Source organism: Streptomyces sparsogenes (assembly GCF_001704635.1).
GTDB lineage: Bacteria > Actinomycetota > Actinomycetes > Streptomycetales > Streptomycetaceae > Streptomyces > Streptomyces sparsogenes.
The window spans coordinates 1-15,115 of the sequence record NZ_MAXF01000040.1 but is presented as its reverse complement, the minus strand read 5'-3'; the positions used below and the strand labels follow the sequence as shown (position 1 = coordinate 15,115).

Here is a 15,115-nt window from a genome sequence, read left to right as displayed (position 1 = left end):
CCACACCCCCTACACCCCGCACCCCCGCCCCGTCGCTCCCTCACCCCGTTCACCCCCGCCCCGTCGCTCCCTCACCCCGTTCATCCCGGCCCCGTACAGCGCCTCACCCCGTAAACCCCTCACCCGTACGCCCCCACCCCGTACGTACGTCCCCCACACCCGGGCCCCACCCGGGTTCGCGAGGAGTTGCCATCATGTCCGTACCTGTCGCATTCGACTATGTCGTCATCGGCGGCGGCACCGCGGGGTCGGTGATCGCCTCCCGGCTCACCGAGGACCCGGACGTCCGCGTCGCCGTCATCGAGGGCGGGCCGTCCGACGTCGACCGGCCCGAGGTGCTGACCCTGCGCCGCTGGCTCGGCCTGCTCGGTGGCGAGCTGGACTACGACTACCCCACCACGGAGCAGCCACGCGGCAATTCACACATCCGGCACAGCCGCGCCCGGGTGCTCGGCGGCTGCTCCTCGCACAACACGCTCATCTCCTTCAAGCCGCTGCCGGGCGACTGGGACGAGTGGGTGAAGGCGGGCGCGGACGGCTGGGACGCCGCGTCCATGGACCCGTACTTCGCGCGGCTGCGCAACAACATCGTGCCGGTCGACGAGAAGGACCGGAACGCCATCGCCCGCGACTTCGTCGAGGCCGCGCAGGCGGCGCTCGGCGTGCCGCGCGTCGAGGGGTTCAACAAGGAGCCGTTCCACGAGGGCGTCGGCTTCTTCGACCTCGCCTACCACCCGGAGGACAACAAGCGGTCCTCCGCCTCCGTCGCCTATCTGCACCCGTTCCTGGACCGGCCCAACCTCCACCTCATGCTGGAGACCTGGGCGTACCGGATCGAGGTGGACGAGTCCGGCCGGGCGACCGGCGTGCGGGTGCGCACCAAGGACGGCGCGGAGCTGCTGGTCGAGGCGGGGCGCGAGGTGCTGGTGTGCGCGGGCGCCGTCGACACCCCGCGGCTGCTGCTGCACTCCGGCATCGGGCCGCGGCGCGATCTGGAGGCGCTCGGCATCCCCGTCGTGCACGATCTGCCGGGCGTCGGCGAGAACCTGCTCGACCACCCCGAATCGGTGATCGTCTGGGAGACGGACGGCCCGATCCCCGAGAACTCGGCGATGGATTCCGACGCGGGCCTGTTCGTCCGGCGCGACCCCGACGCGCAGGGCCCCGACCTGATGTTCCACTTCTACCAGATCCCGTTCACCGACCACCCCGAGCGGCTGGGCTACGAAAAGCCCGAGCACGGCGTGTCGATGACCCCGAACATCCCCAAGCCCCGCAGCCGCGGCCGCCTCTACCTCACCAGCGCCGACCCATCCGTGAAACCGGCCCTGGACTTCCGCTACTTCACGGACGAGGAGGACTACGACGGCCGCACCCTCGTCGACGGCATCCGCATCGCGCGCGAGGTCGCGAAGACCGATCCGCTGGCCGGCTGGCTGAAGCGCGAGGTGTGCCCCGGGCCCGAGGTCACCTCCGACGAGCAGCTCAGCGAGTACGCCCGCAAGGTCGCGCACACCGTCTACCACCCGGCGGGCACCTGCCGGATGGGCGCGGTCTCCGACGACCTGGCCGTCGTCGGCCCGGACCTGAGGATCCGGGGCCTGGAGGGCATCCGGATCGCCGACGCGTCCGTCTTCCCGACCATGCCCGCCGTCAACCCGATGATCGGGGTGCTGATGGTCGGCGAGAAGTGCGCGGAGTTGCTCGTCGCCGGAGGTGAGGCGTGATGACCGCGATCGAGACCAGGCCCCCGACCCCCACCCCCGCCTCCGCGCCCGGCGCGGACGGGACGGCGGCGTCGGTGTTCTCCGTGCGCGGCCTGTGGAAGGTCTTCGGACCCAAGGCCGACCGCGTCCCCGGCTCGCCCGCCGCCGACCTGCCCGCCGAGGAGCTGCGCCGCCGTACGGGCTGCACGGCCGCCGTCCGCGATGTGTCCTTCGACGTGCGACCGGGGGAGGTCTTCGTCGTCATGGGCCTGTCCGGCTCGGGCAAGTCCACTCTCGTCCGCTGTCTGACCCGGCTGATCGAGCCCACCTCCGGCACCCTCCACATCGACGGGGAGGACGTGCTGGCCATGGACAAGGCGCGGCTGCGCGAGCTGCGCCGGCACCGGGCCGCCATGGTCTTCCAGCACTTCGGGCTGCTGCCGCACCGCTCCGTGCTCGACAACGTCGCCTACGGCCTGGAGATCCAGGGCGTGCGCAAGGCGGAGCGCCGCGCCAAGGCCGCCGAGATGGTCGCCAAGGTCGGGCTCACCGGCCTGGAGCACCGCCGCCCCGGCCAGCGGCGGCCAGCAGCAGCGCGTCGGCCTGGCCCGCGCGCTCGCCGCCGACCCCGAAGTGCTGCTCTTCGACGAACCGTTCAGCGCGCTGGACCCGCTGATCCGGCGCGACATGCAGGAGGAGGTGATCCGGCTGCACCGCGACGAGGGCCGCACGATGGTCTTCATCACCCACGACCTGAGCGAGGCCCTGCGGCTCGGCGACCGCATCGCGCTGATGCGCGATGGCGGCATCGTGCAGCTGGGCACCCCTGAGGAGATCGTCGGCTCCCCGGCCGACGACTATGTACGGGACTTCGTCCGCGATGTGCCGCGCGAGCAGGTGCTGACCGTGCGCAACGCGCTGCGCGCGCCCGAGGACGGCGAGCGGGACAGCGGCCCGGCGCTCGCGCCCGACGCCACCATCGCCGCCGCCATCGAGGCCGTCGCCCGCTCCGGCGGCCCGGCCCGGATCATGGACGGCCCGCGGCTGCTCGGGGTCGTCGACCACCAGCGGCTGCTCGCGGTGGTGGCCGGCCTGCGGGTGAAGGGGGCACCGGCGTGATCACGCGCATACCCCTCGCCGGCACCCGGAGGCGCGTATGACCGCCGCGACCACCAGCCCCGCCCCCGCCACCGACCCCGCGTCCGGCCCCTCCGCCGGTCCCCCTTCCGGCCCCTCCGGCGTCTCCCAGACCGCGGCGGACCGGGGCCCGGGCGGGCTGCGCGCCCTGGCCGGCCGTCCGGCCGTGCGCAAGCTCGCGGTGCTCGCCCTCCTCGCCGCCGTGCTGGTGCCGCTGGCCGCCACCCGCTGGCCCAGCGGCAGCTGGCCGGGCGCGCTGACCGTCGATGTGTCGGGGCCGCTGGACCGGGCGAGCGACTGGATCATCGACAACCGCGACCACCACCCCCTCTTCCTCTACTTCTTCGGCCACATCAGCAACGCGGTCATCGTCTCCGTCCGCGCCGTCTACCTGACCCTGCTGGCCCTCGGCTGGGCCGGGGTCACCGCCGCCGCGGCCCTGCTGGCCTGGCGGGTGGCCGGGGCGCGGGTCGCGGCCCTCGCCGCCGTGTCGTTCGCGCTGTGCGGGCTGCTGGGGATGTGGCTGCCGACCATGCAGACCTTGGCGCTGATGGCCGTGGCCGTCGCCGCCTCGGTGGCCATCGGGGTGCTGCTCGGGCTGGCGGGCGGGCTCTCGGAGCGCATGTACCGGGCGCTGCGGCCGGTGCTCGACACCATGCAGGTGCTGCCCGCCTTCGCGTATCTGCTGCCCGTGGTGCTGGTCTTCGGCATCGGCGTGCCCGGCGCGGTGCTGGCCACCGTCATCTACGCGGCCCCGCCCATGGCCCGGCTGACCGCGCTCGGGCTGCGCGAGGCGGACGCCGGGGTGATGGAGGCCGTGGCCTCGCTCGGCGCCACCGGGCGGCAGCGGCTGCTCTCGGCCCGGCTGCCGCTGGCCCGCAAGGAGCTGCTGCTCGGCCTCAACCAGACGATCATGATGGCGCTGTCGATGGCCGTGATCGCCTCCGTCATCGGCGGCGCGGGGCTCGGCGACCGCGTCTACCAGGCGCTGTCGGCCGTCGACGTGGGCAAGGCGCTGGCGGCCGGCATCCCGATCGTGCTGCTCGCCGTCGTCCTGGACCGCACCACCGCCGCCGCGGGGCTGCGCCTGGGCACCGACCGCGACGCGGGCCCGCGGTGGCTGCGCGGCTGGTACGCCTGGGCGGGGGTGGCGGCCGGCACCGCCGCCGTGGCGCTCGCCGGGCGGGCCGCCGGATCGGCCGACTGGCCGGAGGGCTGGACCCTCGCCATCGCCGAACCCGTCAACACCGCCAAGGAGTGGATGGTCGACCACCTCTACTCCGGGGTGCCGGTGGTCGGCGGCACCGCCGACTGGGCGTCCGGCTACGTCACCTGGGTGCTCGACCCGCTCCGCGGCGCGCTCCAGGGCCTCCCCTGGTGGTCCCTGCTGCTGATCGTCGCGGCGGCGGCCTGGCTGATCGGCACCTGGGGAACCGCCCTGACCGCCGTCCTGGCCCTGGCCGCGATCGGTGTGCTCGGCGTGTGGGACCCGGCCATGGACACCCTCTCGCAGGTGCTTGCCGCCGTCGCCGTGACGCTCGTCCTCGGCTTCACGACCGGCATTGCGGCGGCCCGCTCGCCGCGCCTGGAGCGGCTGCTGCGCCCGGTGCTGGACATCTGCCAGACCATGCCGCAGTTCGTGTATCTGATCCCGGTGGTCGCGCTGTTCGGCGTCGGACGGGCCCCGGCGGCGGCCGCGGCCATCGTCTACGCCCTGCCCGCCGTCGTCCGCATCACCACCCAGGGCCTGCGGGGCGTCGACCCGGCCGCGCTGGAGTCGGCCCGCTCCCTGGGCGCCACCCGCGGCCAGCAACTGCGCCAGGTCCAGCTCCCGCTCGCCCGCCCGGCGCTGCTGCTCGCCGTCAACCAGGGCGTGGTGCTGGTGCTGGCGGTCGTCATCATCGGCGGCCTGGTCGGCTCCGGGGCGCTCGGCTACGACGTGGTCTTCGGCCTGGCCCAGGGCGACCTGGCGACGGGTCTGGTGGCGGGGGCGGCGATCGTGTGCCTGGGCCTGATGCTCGACCGGGTGACGCAGCCGACGGCGCGCCGCCCGGGGAAGGGGGCCTGACCATGGCTCGTACCCACGCCCGGCGTCGCGTCCGCGCCCCGCGTCGTATCCGTGCCCCGCGTCGTATCCGCGCCCGGTTGCTGACGGCCGCCGCCGGGGTCACCGCCCTGCTCACCGCGACCGGCTGCGGCGCGGCGGACATGACCAAGCAGTCCTCGCCGTACGCGAACGTCGGCGGCACCAAGAGCGTCACCCTCTCCGTGCAGTCCTGGGTGGGCGCGCAGGCCAATGTCGCGGTCGCCGAGTACCTTCTCGACCACGAACTGGGCTATCACGTCGAGACCGTCCAGGTCGACGAGGTCCCCGCCTGGGACGCGCTCAGCCAGGGGCGGGTGGACGCCATCCTGGAGGACTGGGGCCATCCGGAGCAGGAGCGGCGCTACGTCAAGGAGAAGAAGACGATCGCGCCCGGCGGGGAGCTGGGCGTCACCGGCCACATCGGGTGGTTCGTCCCCAAGTACTTCGCCGACGCCCACCCGGACGTCACGAACTGGAAGAACCTCGACAAGTACGCCAAGACGTTCCGCACGGCCGAAAGCGGGGGCAAGGGCCAGCTCTTGGACGGCTCGCCGTCGTATGTCACCAACGACAAGGCGCTGGTGAGGAATCTGGGCCTGGACTACCAGGTGGTCTTCGCGGGTTCGGAGGCGGCGCAGATCACCCAGATCAAGCAGTTCGCGAAGGAGAAGAAGCCGTTCCTGACGTACTGGTACCAGCCGCAGTGGCTGTTCAACCAGGTGCCGATGGTCGAGGTGAAGCTGCCCGCGTACACGGACGCGTGCGCCGCGAAGGGGGAGAAGGACCCCGAGTCGATCGACTGCGCCTATCCGACCACCCCGCTGCGGAAGTACCTCAACGCGGACTTCGCCCGAGAGGGCGGGAAGGCGGCGGCGTTCCTGAAGAAGTTCCGCTGGACCAAGGAGGACCAGAACGAGGTCGCCGAGATGATCGCCTCGGACGGGCTCTCCGCGCAGGACGCGGCGGAGAAGTGGGTCAAGGAGCACCCGGGCGTCTGGAGGAAGTGGCTGCCCTGACGCGGCCGCGGACTTGAGCGAGGCGCGGGCCTGACGCGGCCGCGCCCCGGCCCGGGGCGGTTCCCGGACCGGGGCGCGGCCGCCTTTGCGCTCTGGAACGTCAGCCGATGACGCTGTACAGCCAGGAGCGGTGGTAGTGGAGGTCGGTGTAGATGTCGGGGGTGGACCCGCAGATCTCACCGACGCCGCGGCTGTCCACGCCGACCAGCTGCCAGCGGCCGTAGACCTTCTTCAGCAGCGGCGAACCGGAGTCACCGCCGCACGGACCGTAGGTGTCCTGCGGGTTGTCCGTGCACACATCGCCCTCGCGGATGCCCCACGAGTCGTCCCCCGTGGAGTCCACCCGGCACTTCTCCGTGCTGGGATCGATCACCTTGGTGTCGAGCTCCTGGAGCTTCACCGGGAGCTTGGTCGGGTCGCCGACATCGGCGGTCGCGGTGTAGCCCCAGCCGAGCTGCCGGACCGGGGTGCCCGCCTTGGTCGAGGTGGGTGCGAGCGGGACCGGCTTGTTGGCCAGCGCGGTGTCGAGCTGAAGGAGAGCCACGTCGTAGCCCTCGGAGCGGTCGTCGCGCGCCTGGTACTGGGGGGCGACCTCGATCCGCTTGACCTTGGCGACGGTGCCGCCGGTGGTCCGGTCGCCGGAGCCCACCCGGACGTGGAACAGCGCCGGGTCCATGACCGTGAACGGGGCCGAATCGGTGCCCGCCGTGGTCACGCAGTGGGCTGCGGTCACGACCCAGTCCTTGCGGATGAGCGCTCCGGTGCAACGGTGACCGTCCGGGTCCCCGTTCCTTTCCTTCTGCAGGGAAACGATGAACGAGTAGTTTTCGGTGGCGTCATGGCCGCCGATAATCCTGGGGGTCGGAGTCGAGGGATTTTCCTCGGCCTGCGCCGCCCCGGCACCCGCCAGCGCACCGACGGAAAGCGCTGCCGCCAGCGCCGCACGGACCAGCGCCAACCGCCGTCCGCCGCTCCGGCGTTCGCCCTCCCGGCGGTCCCCTATAAGGTTGTTCATTCTGTTGTTGCTCCCCGATTTCTGTTCCGCTTTTCGCGGAATTCGAGTGCACGATAACCCCGCCCGGCAGACGTGTCCAGCGGCTTTGTATGCCGCTTTATGTGCCGGGGGAATGCGGTTGGCGCTCTTCGCCGGAATTGCGGCGAGAAATCGGGAGAGCCTTATTTCTCTTGCCGGGATTGTGGCATTACGCCTGGCGCAGCCGCCCGGCGATGTCCTCCACCGCCGCCAGCGCCTGGCGGAAGAGGCCGGGGCCGAACGTGACGCGGGTCGCACCCAGCTCGCCCAGCTCGCGCGGAGAGGGGCCGTCCGGCTTCGCGAGCGCGTTGAGCGGGGTGCCGAGGCCGGCCGCGAGCCGGGGGAGCAGCCGTGGGGGAGCGGCTATCGGGTAGACGCAGTCGGCGCCCGCCGCCGCGTACCGCCGCCCCCGCGCGACGGCCTCCTCGGCCAGCCGCTCCGGTTCCGCCCCGCCGCCGCGCGCCGCGGCCTCCTTGCGTAGGAACACATCCACCCGGGCGTTGATGACCAGGCTGTCGCCCGCCGCGGCGCGCACCTCGGCGAGCCAGTCGGCGTGCCGCTCCGGGTCCTTGAGCCCGCCCGTCGCCCGGTCGCCGTCCTCCAGGTTGCACCCCGCCGCGCCGGCCTCCAGCAGCCGCTCGACGAGTTCCCCGGGGGCGAGCCCGTACCCGTCCTCGACATCCGCCGTCACCGGCACGTCCACGGCGCGGGTGATCCGGGCGACCGCCGCGAACATCTCGCCGGCCGGGGTCTCGCCGTCCCGGTAGCCCAGCGAGGCCGCGATCCCCGCGCTCGGCGTGGCGAGCGCGGGGAAGCCCGCGGCGGCGAAGGCGCGGGCGGCGGCCGCGTCCCAGGGGCCGGGGAGAACGAGCGGGTCGCCGGGGGCCCGGCCGTGGTGCAGGGCCCGGAGGGCCGCCGCGCCGGTCATGCCCTGCCCGGGGCCATGCGGGTGGTGACCCCGATGCGGTTCCAGGTGTTGATGGTCGCGATCAGCGCGATGACCTGGGCCAGCTCGGCCTCCTCGAAGTGCGCCGCGGCCCGCTCGTACACCTCGTCGGGGACGAAGCCGTCGGTCAGTACGGTGACGGCCTCGGTCAGCGCGAGCGCGGCCCGCTCCTTCTCGGTGAAGAAGTCGGCGGCCTCCTCCCACGCGCTGAGCAGATTGATGCGCTCCTCGGTCTCGCCCGCCTTGCGCGCGTCCGTGGTGTGCATGTGGACGCAGAAGGCGCAGTGGTTGATCTGCGAGGCGCGGATCTTGATGAGGTCGACCAGGATCGGGTCGAGGCCCTTACGGGCGGCCGCGTCGACGCCGATCATCGCCTTGTAGAACTCGGGAGCCAGCTTCGCCAGCGGCAGCCGGGGGCCGTGCTGGTGGGTGCCCGCGGGGCGCTGGGGTGTCTCGTTCGTGGTCATGGCTCCCACACTAGGTCGCCATTAGCCCAGGGGTATGGTCCATTTCCATGGAGGATTCACGGGCCACTTCCGCGCAGCCCGCGCGCTCACAGCCCCCGGGCTCACGGTCCCGGAGCGCGCAGCCGCCGCGCACGGAACCCCCGAACACACGGCCCGCACCCGCACCCGGCCTCGGCGCCGATCTCCATCTCGACCTGCCGTGGAGCGGCACCACGGGGGTGCGGGCGGCGCTCATCGGTGCCCTGCGCGACGCCGTACGCAGCGGCCGGCTCGCCCCCGGCACCCGGCTGCCCTCCTCCCGCTCGCTCGCCGCGGACCTCGGCATCGCCCGTAACACCGTCGCCGACGCCTACGGCGAACTGGTCGCCGAGGGCTGGCTCACCGCCCGGCAGGGCTCGGGGACCCGCGTCGCCCGGCGCGTCGTGCCGCCCGAGCCCGCGCCGCCGCGCACCCCGCCGACCGCCGGACCGCGCCGGCGCCCCGCCTACGACCTGCGGCCCGGCTCGCCCGACGTCTCGTCCTTCCCCCGCGCGGCCTGGCTCTCCGCCGCCCGGCGGGCCCTGACCGCCGCGCCGCACGACGCCTTCGCGTACGGCGGCCCCGCCGGCCGGCCCGAGCTGCGGCGCGCGCTCGCCGACTACCTGGCGCGCGCCCGGGGGGTGCGGACCGACCCGGAGCGGATCGTGGTCTGCGCGGGCTTCAAACAGGGCCTGGCCGTCGTCAGCAGGGTGTTGCGGGCCGGGGGCGAGCGGGACGTGGCCGTCGAGTCGTACGGGCTGAACTTCCACTGGGACCTCATGCGGCGCGCCGGGCTGCGCACCATGCCGCTGCCGGTCGACGACCGCGGCGCCCGCACGGACGAGCTGGCCGGGCTCACCGGCGTACGGACCGTCATGCTGACCCCGGCGCACCAGTTCCCGACCGGGGTCTCGCTCCACCCCGACCGCCGCGCCGCCGTCGTCGACTGGGCCTCCCGCGCCGGCGGTCTGGTGGTGGAGGACGACTACGACGGGGAGTTCCGCTACGACCGCAACCCGGTCGGGGCGCTCCAGGGGCTCGACCCCGAGCGCGTGCTCTACCTGGGCACGTCGAGCAAGAGCCTGGCCCCGGCGCTGCGGCTGGGCTGGATGGTGGTCCCCGCCCACCTCATGGACGAGGTGCTGGCCGTCCAGGGCGCGGGGGAGTGGCCGACGGGCGCGCTGGAACAGCTCACGCTCGCCGAATTCCTCGAATCGGGGGCGTACGACCGCCATGTTCGCGGCATGCGGCTGCGCTACCGGCGGCGCCGCGACCAACTGGTCGCGGCGCTCGCCGAGCGCGCCCCGCGGGTACGGGTCAGCGGGATCGCGGCGGGGCTGCACGCGGTGCTCCAACTCCCGCCGGGGACCGAGCGGTCGGTGGTGCAGGGCGCCGCCTGGCAGGGGCTCGCGATGGACGGACTGTCCCGCTTCCGGCACGGCGCGGATCCGCGCGGGGCGGGCGAGCCGGGCGCGGAGGACTTGGGCGCGGCGGAGCTGGGCGACGCACTGGTGGTCGGCTACGGCACCCCGCCCGACCACGCCTTCACGGGCGCGCTGGAGGCGCTGTGCCGCGCGCTCCCGGGGTGAGCCGCTGAGCCGTCGATGCCGAGGGCCCGGCCGGAACCGGCGCGCGCACGCCTTCACCGCCCGGCGGGCACGGCGGCCTTCACATCGCCGCGCGAGGTCCGCTCCTCCGCGTCGGCCAGCCAGAAGAAGACCGGCGGCAGGCCGAGTTCGATCACTGTCAGCGCGATCTGGAACCAGTGCGGCCGGCCGTGCGCGGCGAGCGAGAGCAGCCGGCCCACGCCGCCCAGCAGGAAGACGCCGGCCAGCCACCGCACCGCCCGAGCCGGGATCGGGCGCTGCCGCGCGGCCCAGAGCCAGGCCAGCCCGTAGCCGACGAAGCTGGCCCCCATGAACCGGCCCCAGCTGTCGACCGTCGTGCCGGCGGAACCGGCGCCGGGGATCGCCGCGTTGCCGAGGGCCACATGGAACAGGCCGATCGGCACGCAGGCCCACCCCATCAGCTGTGTGAGGACGCGCAGAGCTCTGGCCATCATCCCTCCGAGCCGCCGTGGCGGAGCTTAGTTGACACGTGTCTACTACAGTGGGCGCGTTAGTAGACTCATGTCAACTAAGCTTCGCTCGTGTCTCCTCGCCAGCGCCTGAGCCCCGCCGACCGCCGCGCCCAGCTCCTCGCCGTCGGCGCCCGGCTCTTCGCGGCGCACCCCTACGCCGATGTGCTGATGGAAGAGGTAGCCGAACAGGCCGGTGTCTCCCGCGCCCTGCTCTACCGTCACTTCCCCAGCAAGCACGCCCTCTTCGCGGCCGTCTACCAGCAGGCGGCGGACCAGCTGCTCGCCGAGACGCGGCTCGACCCCGCCGACTCCCTCCTGGAGCAGCTCATCCAGGGCATGGACGTCCACCTCGACTACTTCGTGGCGAACCGCCACGCCGTCCTCGCCGCGAACCGGGTCCTCGCGGGCGACCCGGTGATCCAGACGATCATGACGAACGAGCTGGACGCGCTCCGTGCCCGGCTGCTGGCCGTCCTCCCGCTCGCGGACGAGAGCGCCCGCGAGGCCGTGTCCGGCGTCCTGAAGAGCTGGCTGGTCTTCGTCCGGGTCCTCTGCGTCGACTGGCTCACCCACGAGACCTGTACCCGCACTCAGCTGCGCGACGTCTGCGTCGGCGCGGTCCTCGGGGCCCTGCGTCCCCTGCTCGCCGAGGACCCCGCCCCCGACTGGCCGCCCCAGCGCTCCGGCGCGCCGGCCCAGGGCGGGCCGGACCACCACGACGCATAGCGGCCGCCCGGGCGCTCCCCTGGCGTTCACGTGTGCGAGCGCGCCCTCTAGGCTTGCGGCGCGACAGGCAAGCGACCGGGGGAGACACCACAATGGAGCAGAAGGGCCGGCGCAGGCTGCGGTCCAGCACGGTGATCCTGGGCGGCATGGGCGCGCTCGCCGCCGCGCTCACCTCCTGCGGATCCGAGCCGGACAAACGCTGTGTGGACCGGAACAGTTACGACGTCATCAAGGGCTATCGCGTCGTCGACTCCAGCGCCTGCAACTCCTCCTCGTCCTCCTCCTCCGGCAAGAAGAGCGGCGCCAAGGGCGGCAAGAACAGCGGGAAGAACGGCGGCAAGACCGTCGACGGCGACTGGTACTACGACGCCGACGTCAGCAGCGGCTGGGCGGACTACGGCACCTTCGACAAGAGCAAGGCCGCGGACCGCGGCGGCTTCGGCTGCTCCGGCTCCGGCGGCGGCTGACCGGACAGCCCGGACCCGAAGCGACCGGCACCGTGAAGCGCCACACCACCACCCCGCGCCCCGACTGGCAGTCCACCGTCGAGGAACAGGGCGTCATCTACCCGCTCACCCGCTACCCCGACGGCTCGCTGCGCCCGTACTGGGACGAGAGCGCCTACTACGCGTTCTCGCTGCCCGAGGTCGAGGCGCTCGAAGAGGTCGTCGAGGAGCTGCACCGGATGTGCCTGGCCGCGGCCGAGCACATCGTCGAGGCGGACCGCTTCTCCGACCTGGGTCTCGACGACCCGAGGCTGGCCGGCCTGGTCGCCGAGTCCTGGCGTCGGCGCGCCGAACAGCCCAGCGTCTACGGGCGGTTCGACCTGCGCTACGACGGCGGCCCGGGCCCGGCCAAGCTGCTGGAGTACAACGCCGACACGCCCACCTCGCTGGTGGAGGCGGCCAGCGCCCAGTGGTTCTGGATGGAGGACCGCTTCCCCGGCGCCGACCAGTGGAACTCCCTGCACGAGCGGCTGGTCGACGCCTGGAAGAAGCAGGCGCCGCTGCTGCCGCCCGGCGCGCCCCTGTATTTCGCTCACTCGGCCGGGGACGAGCTCGGCGAGGACCTGATGACGGTCGCGTATCTGCGCGAGACCGCCGAGCAGGCCGGGCTGCGGACGGAGGCCATCTCGATGGAGGACATCGGCTGGGACCGCCTCTCCGGCCGCTTCGTCGACAAGCGGCTCCGCTTCATCCGGGCCTGCTTCAAGCTCTACCCCTGGGAGTGGCTGGCCACCGACCGGTTCGGCCCGTACGCGCTGGACACGCTCGACAACGGCGGCGGCACCGGCTCCACCCTCTGGATCGAGCCCGCCTGGAAGATGCTGCTGTCCAACAAGGCGCTGCTGGCCATCCTGTGGGAGCTCTTCCCCGGCCACCCCAATCTGCTCCCCGCCTACCTCGACGGCCCCCGGGAGCTGGCCCGCACCACCGGGTACGTGGCCAAGCCGCTGCTGGGCCGCGAGGGCGCGGGCGTCACGGTGCACCCGCCGGGCGCGGAGCCCGTCGTACGGGAGGAGCCGTGCTGCTACCAGGAGCTGGCGCCGCTGCCCGACTTCGACGGCAACCGGGTGGTGCTCGGCACGTGGGTCGTCGAGGGCGAGTCGGCGGGGCTCGGCATCCGCGAGTCGGCGGGCCTGGTCACCGACGAGTACGCGCGCTTCATCCCGCACGTGATCCTCTAGGGAGCCGCGCCCGGGCCGCCGACCTCTGAGGGGGCCGCGCCTCGGGCCGGGCCTCGGGCCGGGCCTCGGGCCGCGCCTCGGGCCGCGTATCGGACCGTGCCTCGGGCCGCCGAGCGCTCCTCGACGGCCCTCGATCAAAGGCACGCGGCGATCACGCGGCGATCACGCGGCGCTCACCCGGCCAGGACCGCCCGCAGCTGGTCAAGACCCCAGTCCAGGTCCTCCTTGCTGATCACCAGCGGCGGCGCGATCCGGATCGTGGAGCCGTGGGTGTCCTTGACCAGCACCCCCCGGTCCATGAGCTTCTCCGAGATCTGCCGCCCGGTGCCGAGCGCGGGGTCGATGTCCACCCCCGCCCACAGCCCCCGCCCCCGCACGGCCCGCACGCCGCCCGGCTGCCCCGGGCCCGCCACCAGCAGCCCCAGCTCGCCGTGCAGATGCTCGCCCAGCTCAGTCGCCCGCTGCTGGTATTCACCGCTGCGCAGTATGGCGATGACCTCCAGCGCGACCGCGCAGGCCAGCGGGTTGCCGCCGAAGGTCGAACCGTGCTCGCCCGGCCGGTACACGCCGAGCACCTCATGGGAGGACACGACCGCCGACACCGGCACCACACCGCCGCCGAGCGCCTTGCCCAGCACATAGACGTCCGGCACGACTCCCTCGTGCTCGCAGGCGAAGGTCCTGCCGGTGCGGCCGAGGCCGGACTGGATCTCGTCCGCGATGAACAGCACGTTCCGCGCCCGGGTCAGCTCCCGCACCCCGGCCAGATACCCCGCGGGCGGCACCAGCACCCCCGCCTCCCCCTGGATCGGCTCCAGCAGCACCGCCACCGCGTCGTCCCCGGCCGCGTCCAGGGCCGCCTCCATCGCGGCCAGGTCGCCGTACGGCACGATCTCGAAGCCCGGCGTGTACGGACCGAAGTCGGCCCGGGCCTCGGGGTCGGTGGAGAAGCTGACGATGGTCGTCGTCCGGCCGTGGAAGTTGTTGTCCGCCACGATGATCTTCGCCCGGCCGTCCGGGACGCCCTTGACCCGGTACCCCCACTTCCGCGCGGTCTTCACCGCCGTCTCCACCGCCTCCGCCCCCGTGTTCATGGGCAGCACCATCTCCATCCCGCACAGCTCGGCCAGCTCCGTGCAGAAGGCGGCGAAGCGGTCGTGGTGGAACGCGCGGGAGGTGAGCGTGACCCGCTCCAGCTGGGCCTTCGCGGCATCGATCAGCCGCCGGTTGCCGTGCCCGAAGTTGAGCGCCGAATACCCGGCGAGCATGTCGAGGTACCGCTTCCCCTCGACATCGGTCATCCAGGCGCCCTCCGCCGACGCGACGACGACCGGAAGCGGATGATAATTGTGCGCACTGCGGGCCTCGGCGGCGGCGATGGCGCGTTCCGTTGAGGTCAAAGTCATGCTCCGTTCGGTGTCGGGGCTGATCTGTGCTCTTTTCTATCGTCGCGCGGGTGGTTTGCGAAGAGACTTTGCGGCGCCGGAGCCCCACTGGAACGATCCACTTCCGACACGAAATGATCTGCCCGGAGGTTCCCGACATGAGTGACGACAGCAAGATCCGGATCCGACCTGCCGAGGAGGCGGACGCGGCCGTGATCGCGTGCATCCACATGGCCTCCCGCGCGGCGACCATGCCCTATCTGCCCCCGCAGAAGCGCGACCACGAGCAGGTGACCCAATGGATCCGCGACATCCTGCTCAAGCAATGCCGCACCTGGGTCGCCGTGCGCGGCACGGAGATCACCGGCTATGCCGCCCTCGACGGTGACCTGCTCGACCACCTCTACCTGCGCCCCGACGCCCGGCGGCAGGGCATCGGCACCCTCCTGCTCGACGAGGTCAGACGGCACAGCCCCGACGGTCTCTCCCTCCACGTCTTCCAGCAGAACACCGAGGCCCGCGCCTTCTACGAGCACCACGGCTTCACCGTCCTCGACACCAACGACGGCGATCGCAACATGGAGAACCTGCCCGACATGACGCTCCGCTGGACACCGAACCGCGTGCGGTGAGCCGCACGGGCCAGATGATCAGTTCATCGGGCAGGGGATGGTCGGCCGGATCCGGTTCGCGCTGCAGGCGACGACCTGGACGGAGGCGAATCCGGTCCCGCGCAGGTACCACCCGCCGACGACGTCTCCGCCCCAGTTGAGCCGGTCTTCTGCTGCGGCCTGCCAGTCGGCTTGGCGCGCGGGGTCCTTGTCGTGG

At 72.9% G+C, this 15,115-nt stretch carries 13 protein-coding genes and 1 pseudogene; 9 read left to right on the top strand and 5 right to left on the bottom strand.

The genetic code is table 11. The features are described from left to right. The first annotated feature begins 194 nt into the window (after positions 1-194). From BBH68_RS09660 to BBH68_RS09645, 4 genes and pseudogenes are all read left to right on the top strand, one after another. Positions 195-1,727 (top strand): GMC family oxidoreductase, encoded by a 1,533-nt coding sequence (locus tag BBH68_RS09660; RefSeq protein ID WP_065960734.1) that lies wholly within the window; start codon positions 195-197, stop codon positions 1,725-1,727. Beyond that, positions 1,727-2,825 (top strand): annotated as a pseudogene (locus BBH68_RS09655) (quaternary amine ABC transporter ATP-binding protein). Before BBH68_RS09660 ends, BBH68_RS09655 begins: the two are co-directional and overlap by 1 nt. A gap of 37 nt (positions 2,826-2,862) precedes the next feature. Further along, entirely contained in the window at positions 2,863-4,911 is a 2,049-nt protein-coding gene (locus BBH68_RS09650; protein ID WP_079150897.1) for an ABC transporter permease, read from the top strand. Positions 4,912-4,913: 2 nt separating this feature from the next. Then, positions 4,914-5,945, top strand: a complete 1,032-nt coding sequence (locus tag BBH68_RS09645; protein ID WP_076972219.1) for an ABC transporter substrate-binding protein — start codon at positions 4,914-4,916, stop codon at positions 5,943-5,945. Between the two features lie 100 nt (positions 5,946-6,045). Here the strand turns inward: BBH68_RS09645 and BBH68_RS09640 are convergent, their stop codons facing one another. The 3 genes from BBH68_RS09640 to BBH68_RS09630 form a co-directional block, all read right to left on the bottom strand. Next, positions 6,046-6,960, bottom strand: coding sequence for a S1 family peptidase (locus BBH68_RS09640; protein ID WP_065960732.1), 915 nt, complete (start codon positions 6,958-6,960; stop codon positions 6,046-6,048). Between the two features lie 187 nt (positions 6,961-7,147). Further along, complete coding sequence (locus BBH68_RS09635; protein WP_065960730.1) at positions 7,148-7,906, bottom strand: isocitrate lyase/PEP mutase family protein; 759 nt, start codon at positions 7,904-7,906, stop codon at positions 7,148-7,150. Continuing rightward, the gene (locus tag BBH68_RS09630; protein ID WP_065960728.1) at positions 7,903-8,391 is read right to left on the bottom strand and encodes a carboxymuconolactone decarboxylase family protein; all 489 of its coding nucleotides are present in this window, start codon (positions 8,389-8,391) and stop codon (positions 7,903-7,905) included. The genes BBH68_RS09635 and BBH68_RS09630 overlap by 4 nt, the downstream gene beginning before the upstream one ends. Positions 8,392-8,438: 47 nt before the next feature. Here BBH68_RS09630 and pdxR point away from each other — a divergent pair, with 47 nt between their 5' ends. Continuing rightward, the gene (gene pdxR / locus BBH68_RS09625) at positions 8,439-9,998 is read left to right on the top strand and encodes a MocR-like pyridoxine biosynthesis transcription factor PdxR (protein WP_079150896.1); all 1,560 of its coding nucleotides are present in this window, start codon (positions 8,439-8,441) and stop codon (positions 9,996-9,998) included. Between the two features lie 53 nt (positions 9,999-10,051). Here pdxR and BBH68_RS09620 read toward each other — a convergent pair whose 3' ends face one another. Beyond that, the gene (locus BBH68_RS09620) at positions 10,052-10,468 is read right to left on the bottom strand and encodes a DUF4345 domain-containing protein (RefSeq protein ID WP_065960739.1); all 417 of its coding nucleotides are present in this window, start codon (positions 10,466-10,468) and stop codon (positions 10,052-10,054) included. A 90-nt stretch (positions 10,469-10,558) separates the two neighbouring features. Here BBH68_RS09620 and BBH68_RS09615 point away from each other — a divergent pair, with 90 nt between their 5' ends. From BBH68_RS09615 to BBH68_RS09605, 3 genes are all read left to right on the top strand, one after another. Continuing rightward, positions 10,559-11,215 (top strand): TetR/AcrR family transcriptional regulator, encoded by a 657-nt coding sequence (locus tag BBH68_RS09615; RefSeq protein ID WP_065960726.1) that lies wholly within the window; start codon positions 10,559-10,561, stop codon positions 11,213-11,215. Positions 11,216-11,307: 92 nt separating this feature from the next. Then, positions 11,308-11,682, top strand: a complete 375-nt coding sequence (locus tag BBH68_RS09610; RefSeq protein ID WP_065960724.1) for a hypothetical protein — start codon at positions 11,308-11,310, stop codon at positions 11,680-11,682. A gap of 32 nt (positions 11,683-11,714) precedes the next feature. After that, the gene (locus BBH68_RS09605) at positions 11,715-12,902 is read left to right on the top strand and encodes a glutathionylspermidine synthase family protein (protein WP_065960722.1); all 1,188 of its coding nucleotides are present in this window, start codon (positions 11,715-11,717) and stop codon (positions 12,900-12,902) included. Between the two features lie 173 nt (positions 12,903-13,075). Here BBH68_RS09605 and rocD read toward each other — a convergent pair whose 3' ends face one another. Next, the gene (rocD, locus tag BBH68_RS09600; RefSeq protein WP_065960720.1) at positions 13,076-14,302 is read right to left on the bottom strand and encodes an ornithine--oxo-acid transaminase; all 1,227 of its coding nucleotides are present in this window, start codon (positions 14,300-14,302) and stop codon (positions 13,076-13,078) included. 143 nt (positions 14,303-14,445) lie between these two features. Between rocD and BBH68_RS09595 the strand changes: the two genes are divergently transcribed. Next, a complete protein-coding gene (locus tag BBH68_RS09595) occupies positions 14,446-14,919 on the top strand; it encodes a GNAT family N-acetyltransferase (RefSeq protein ID WP_065960736.1) in 474 nt (157 codons plus the stop codon). The last annotated feature ends 196 nt before the right edge of the window (positions 14,920-15,115 follow it).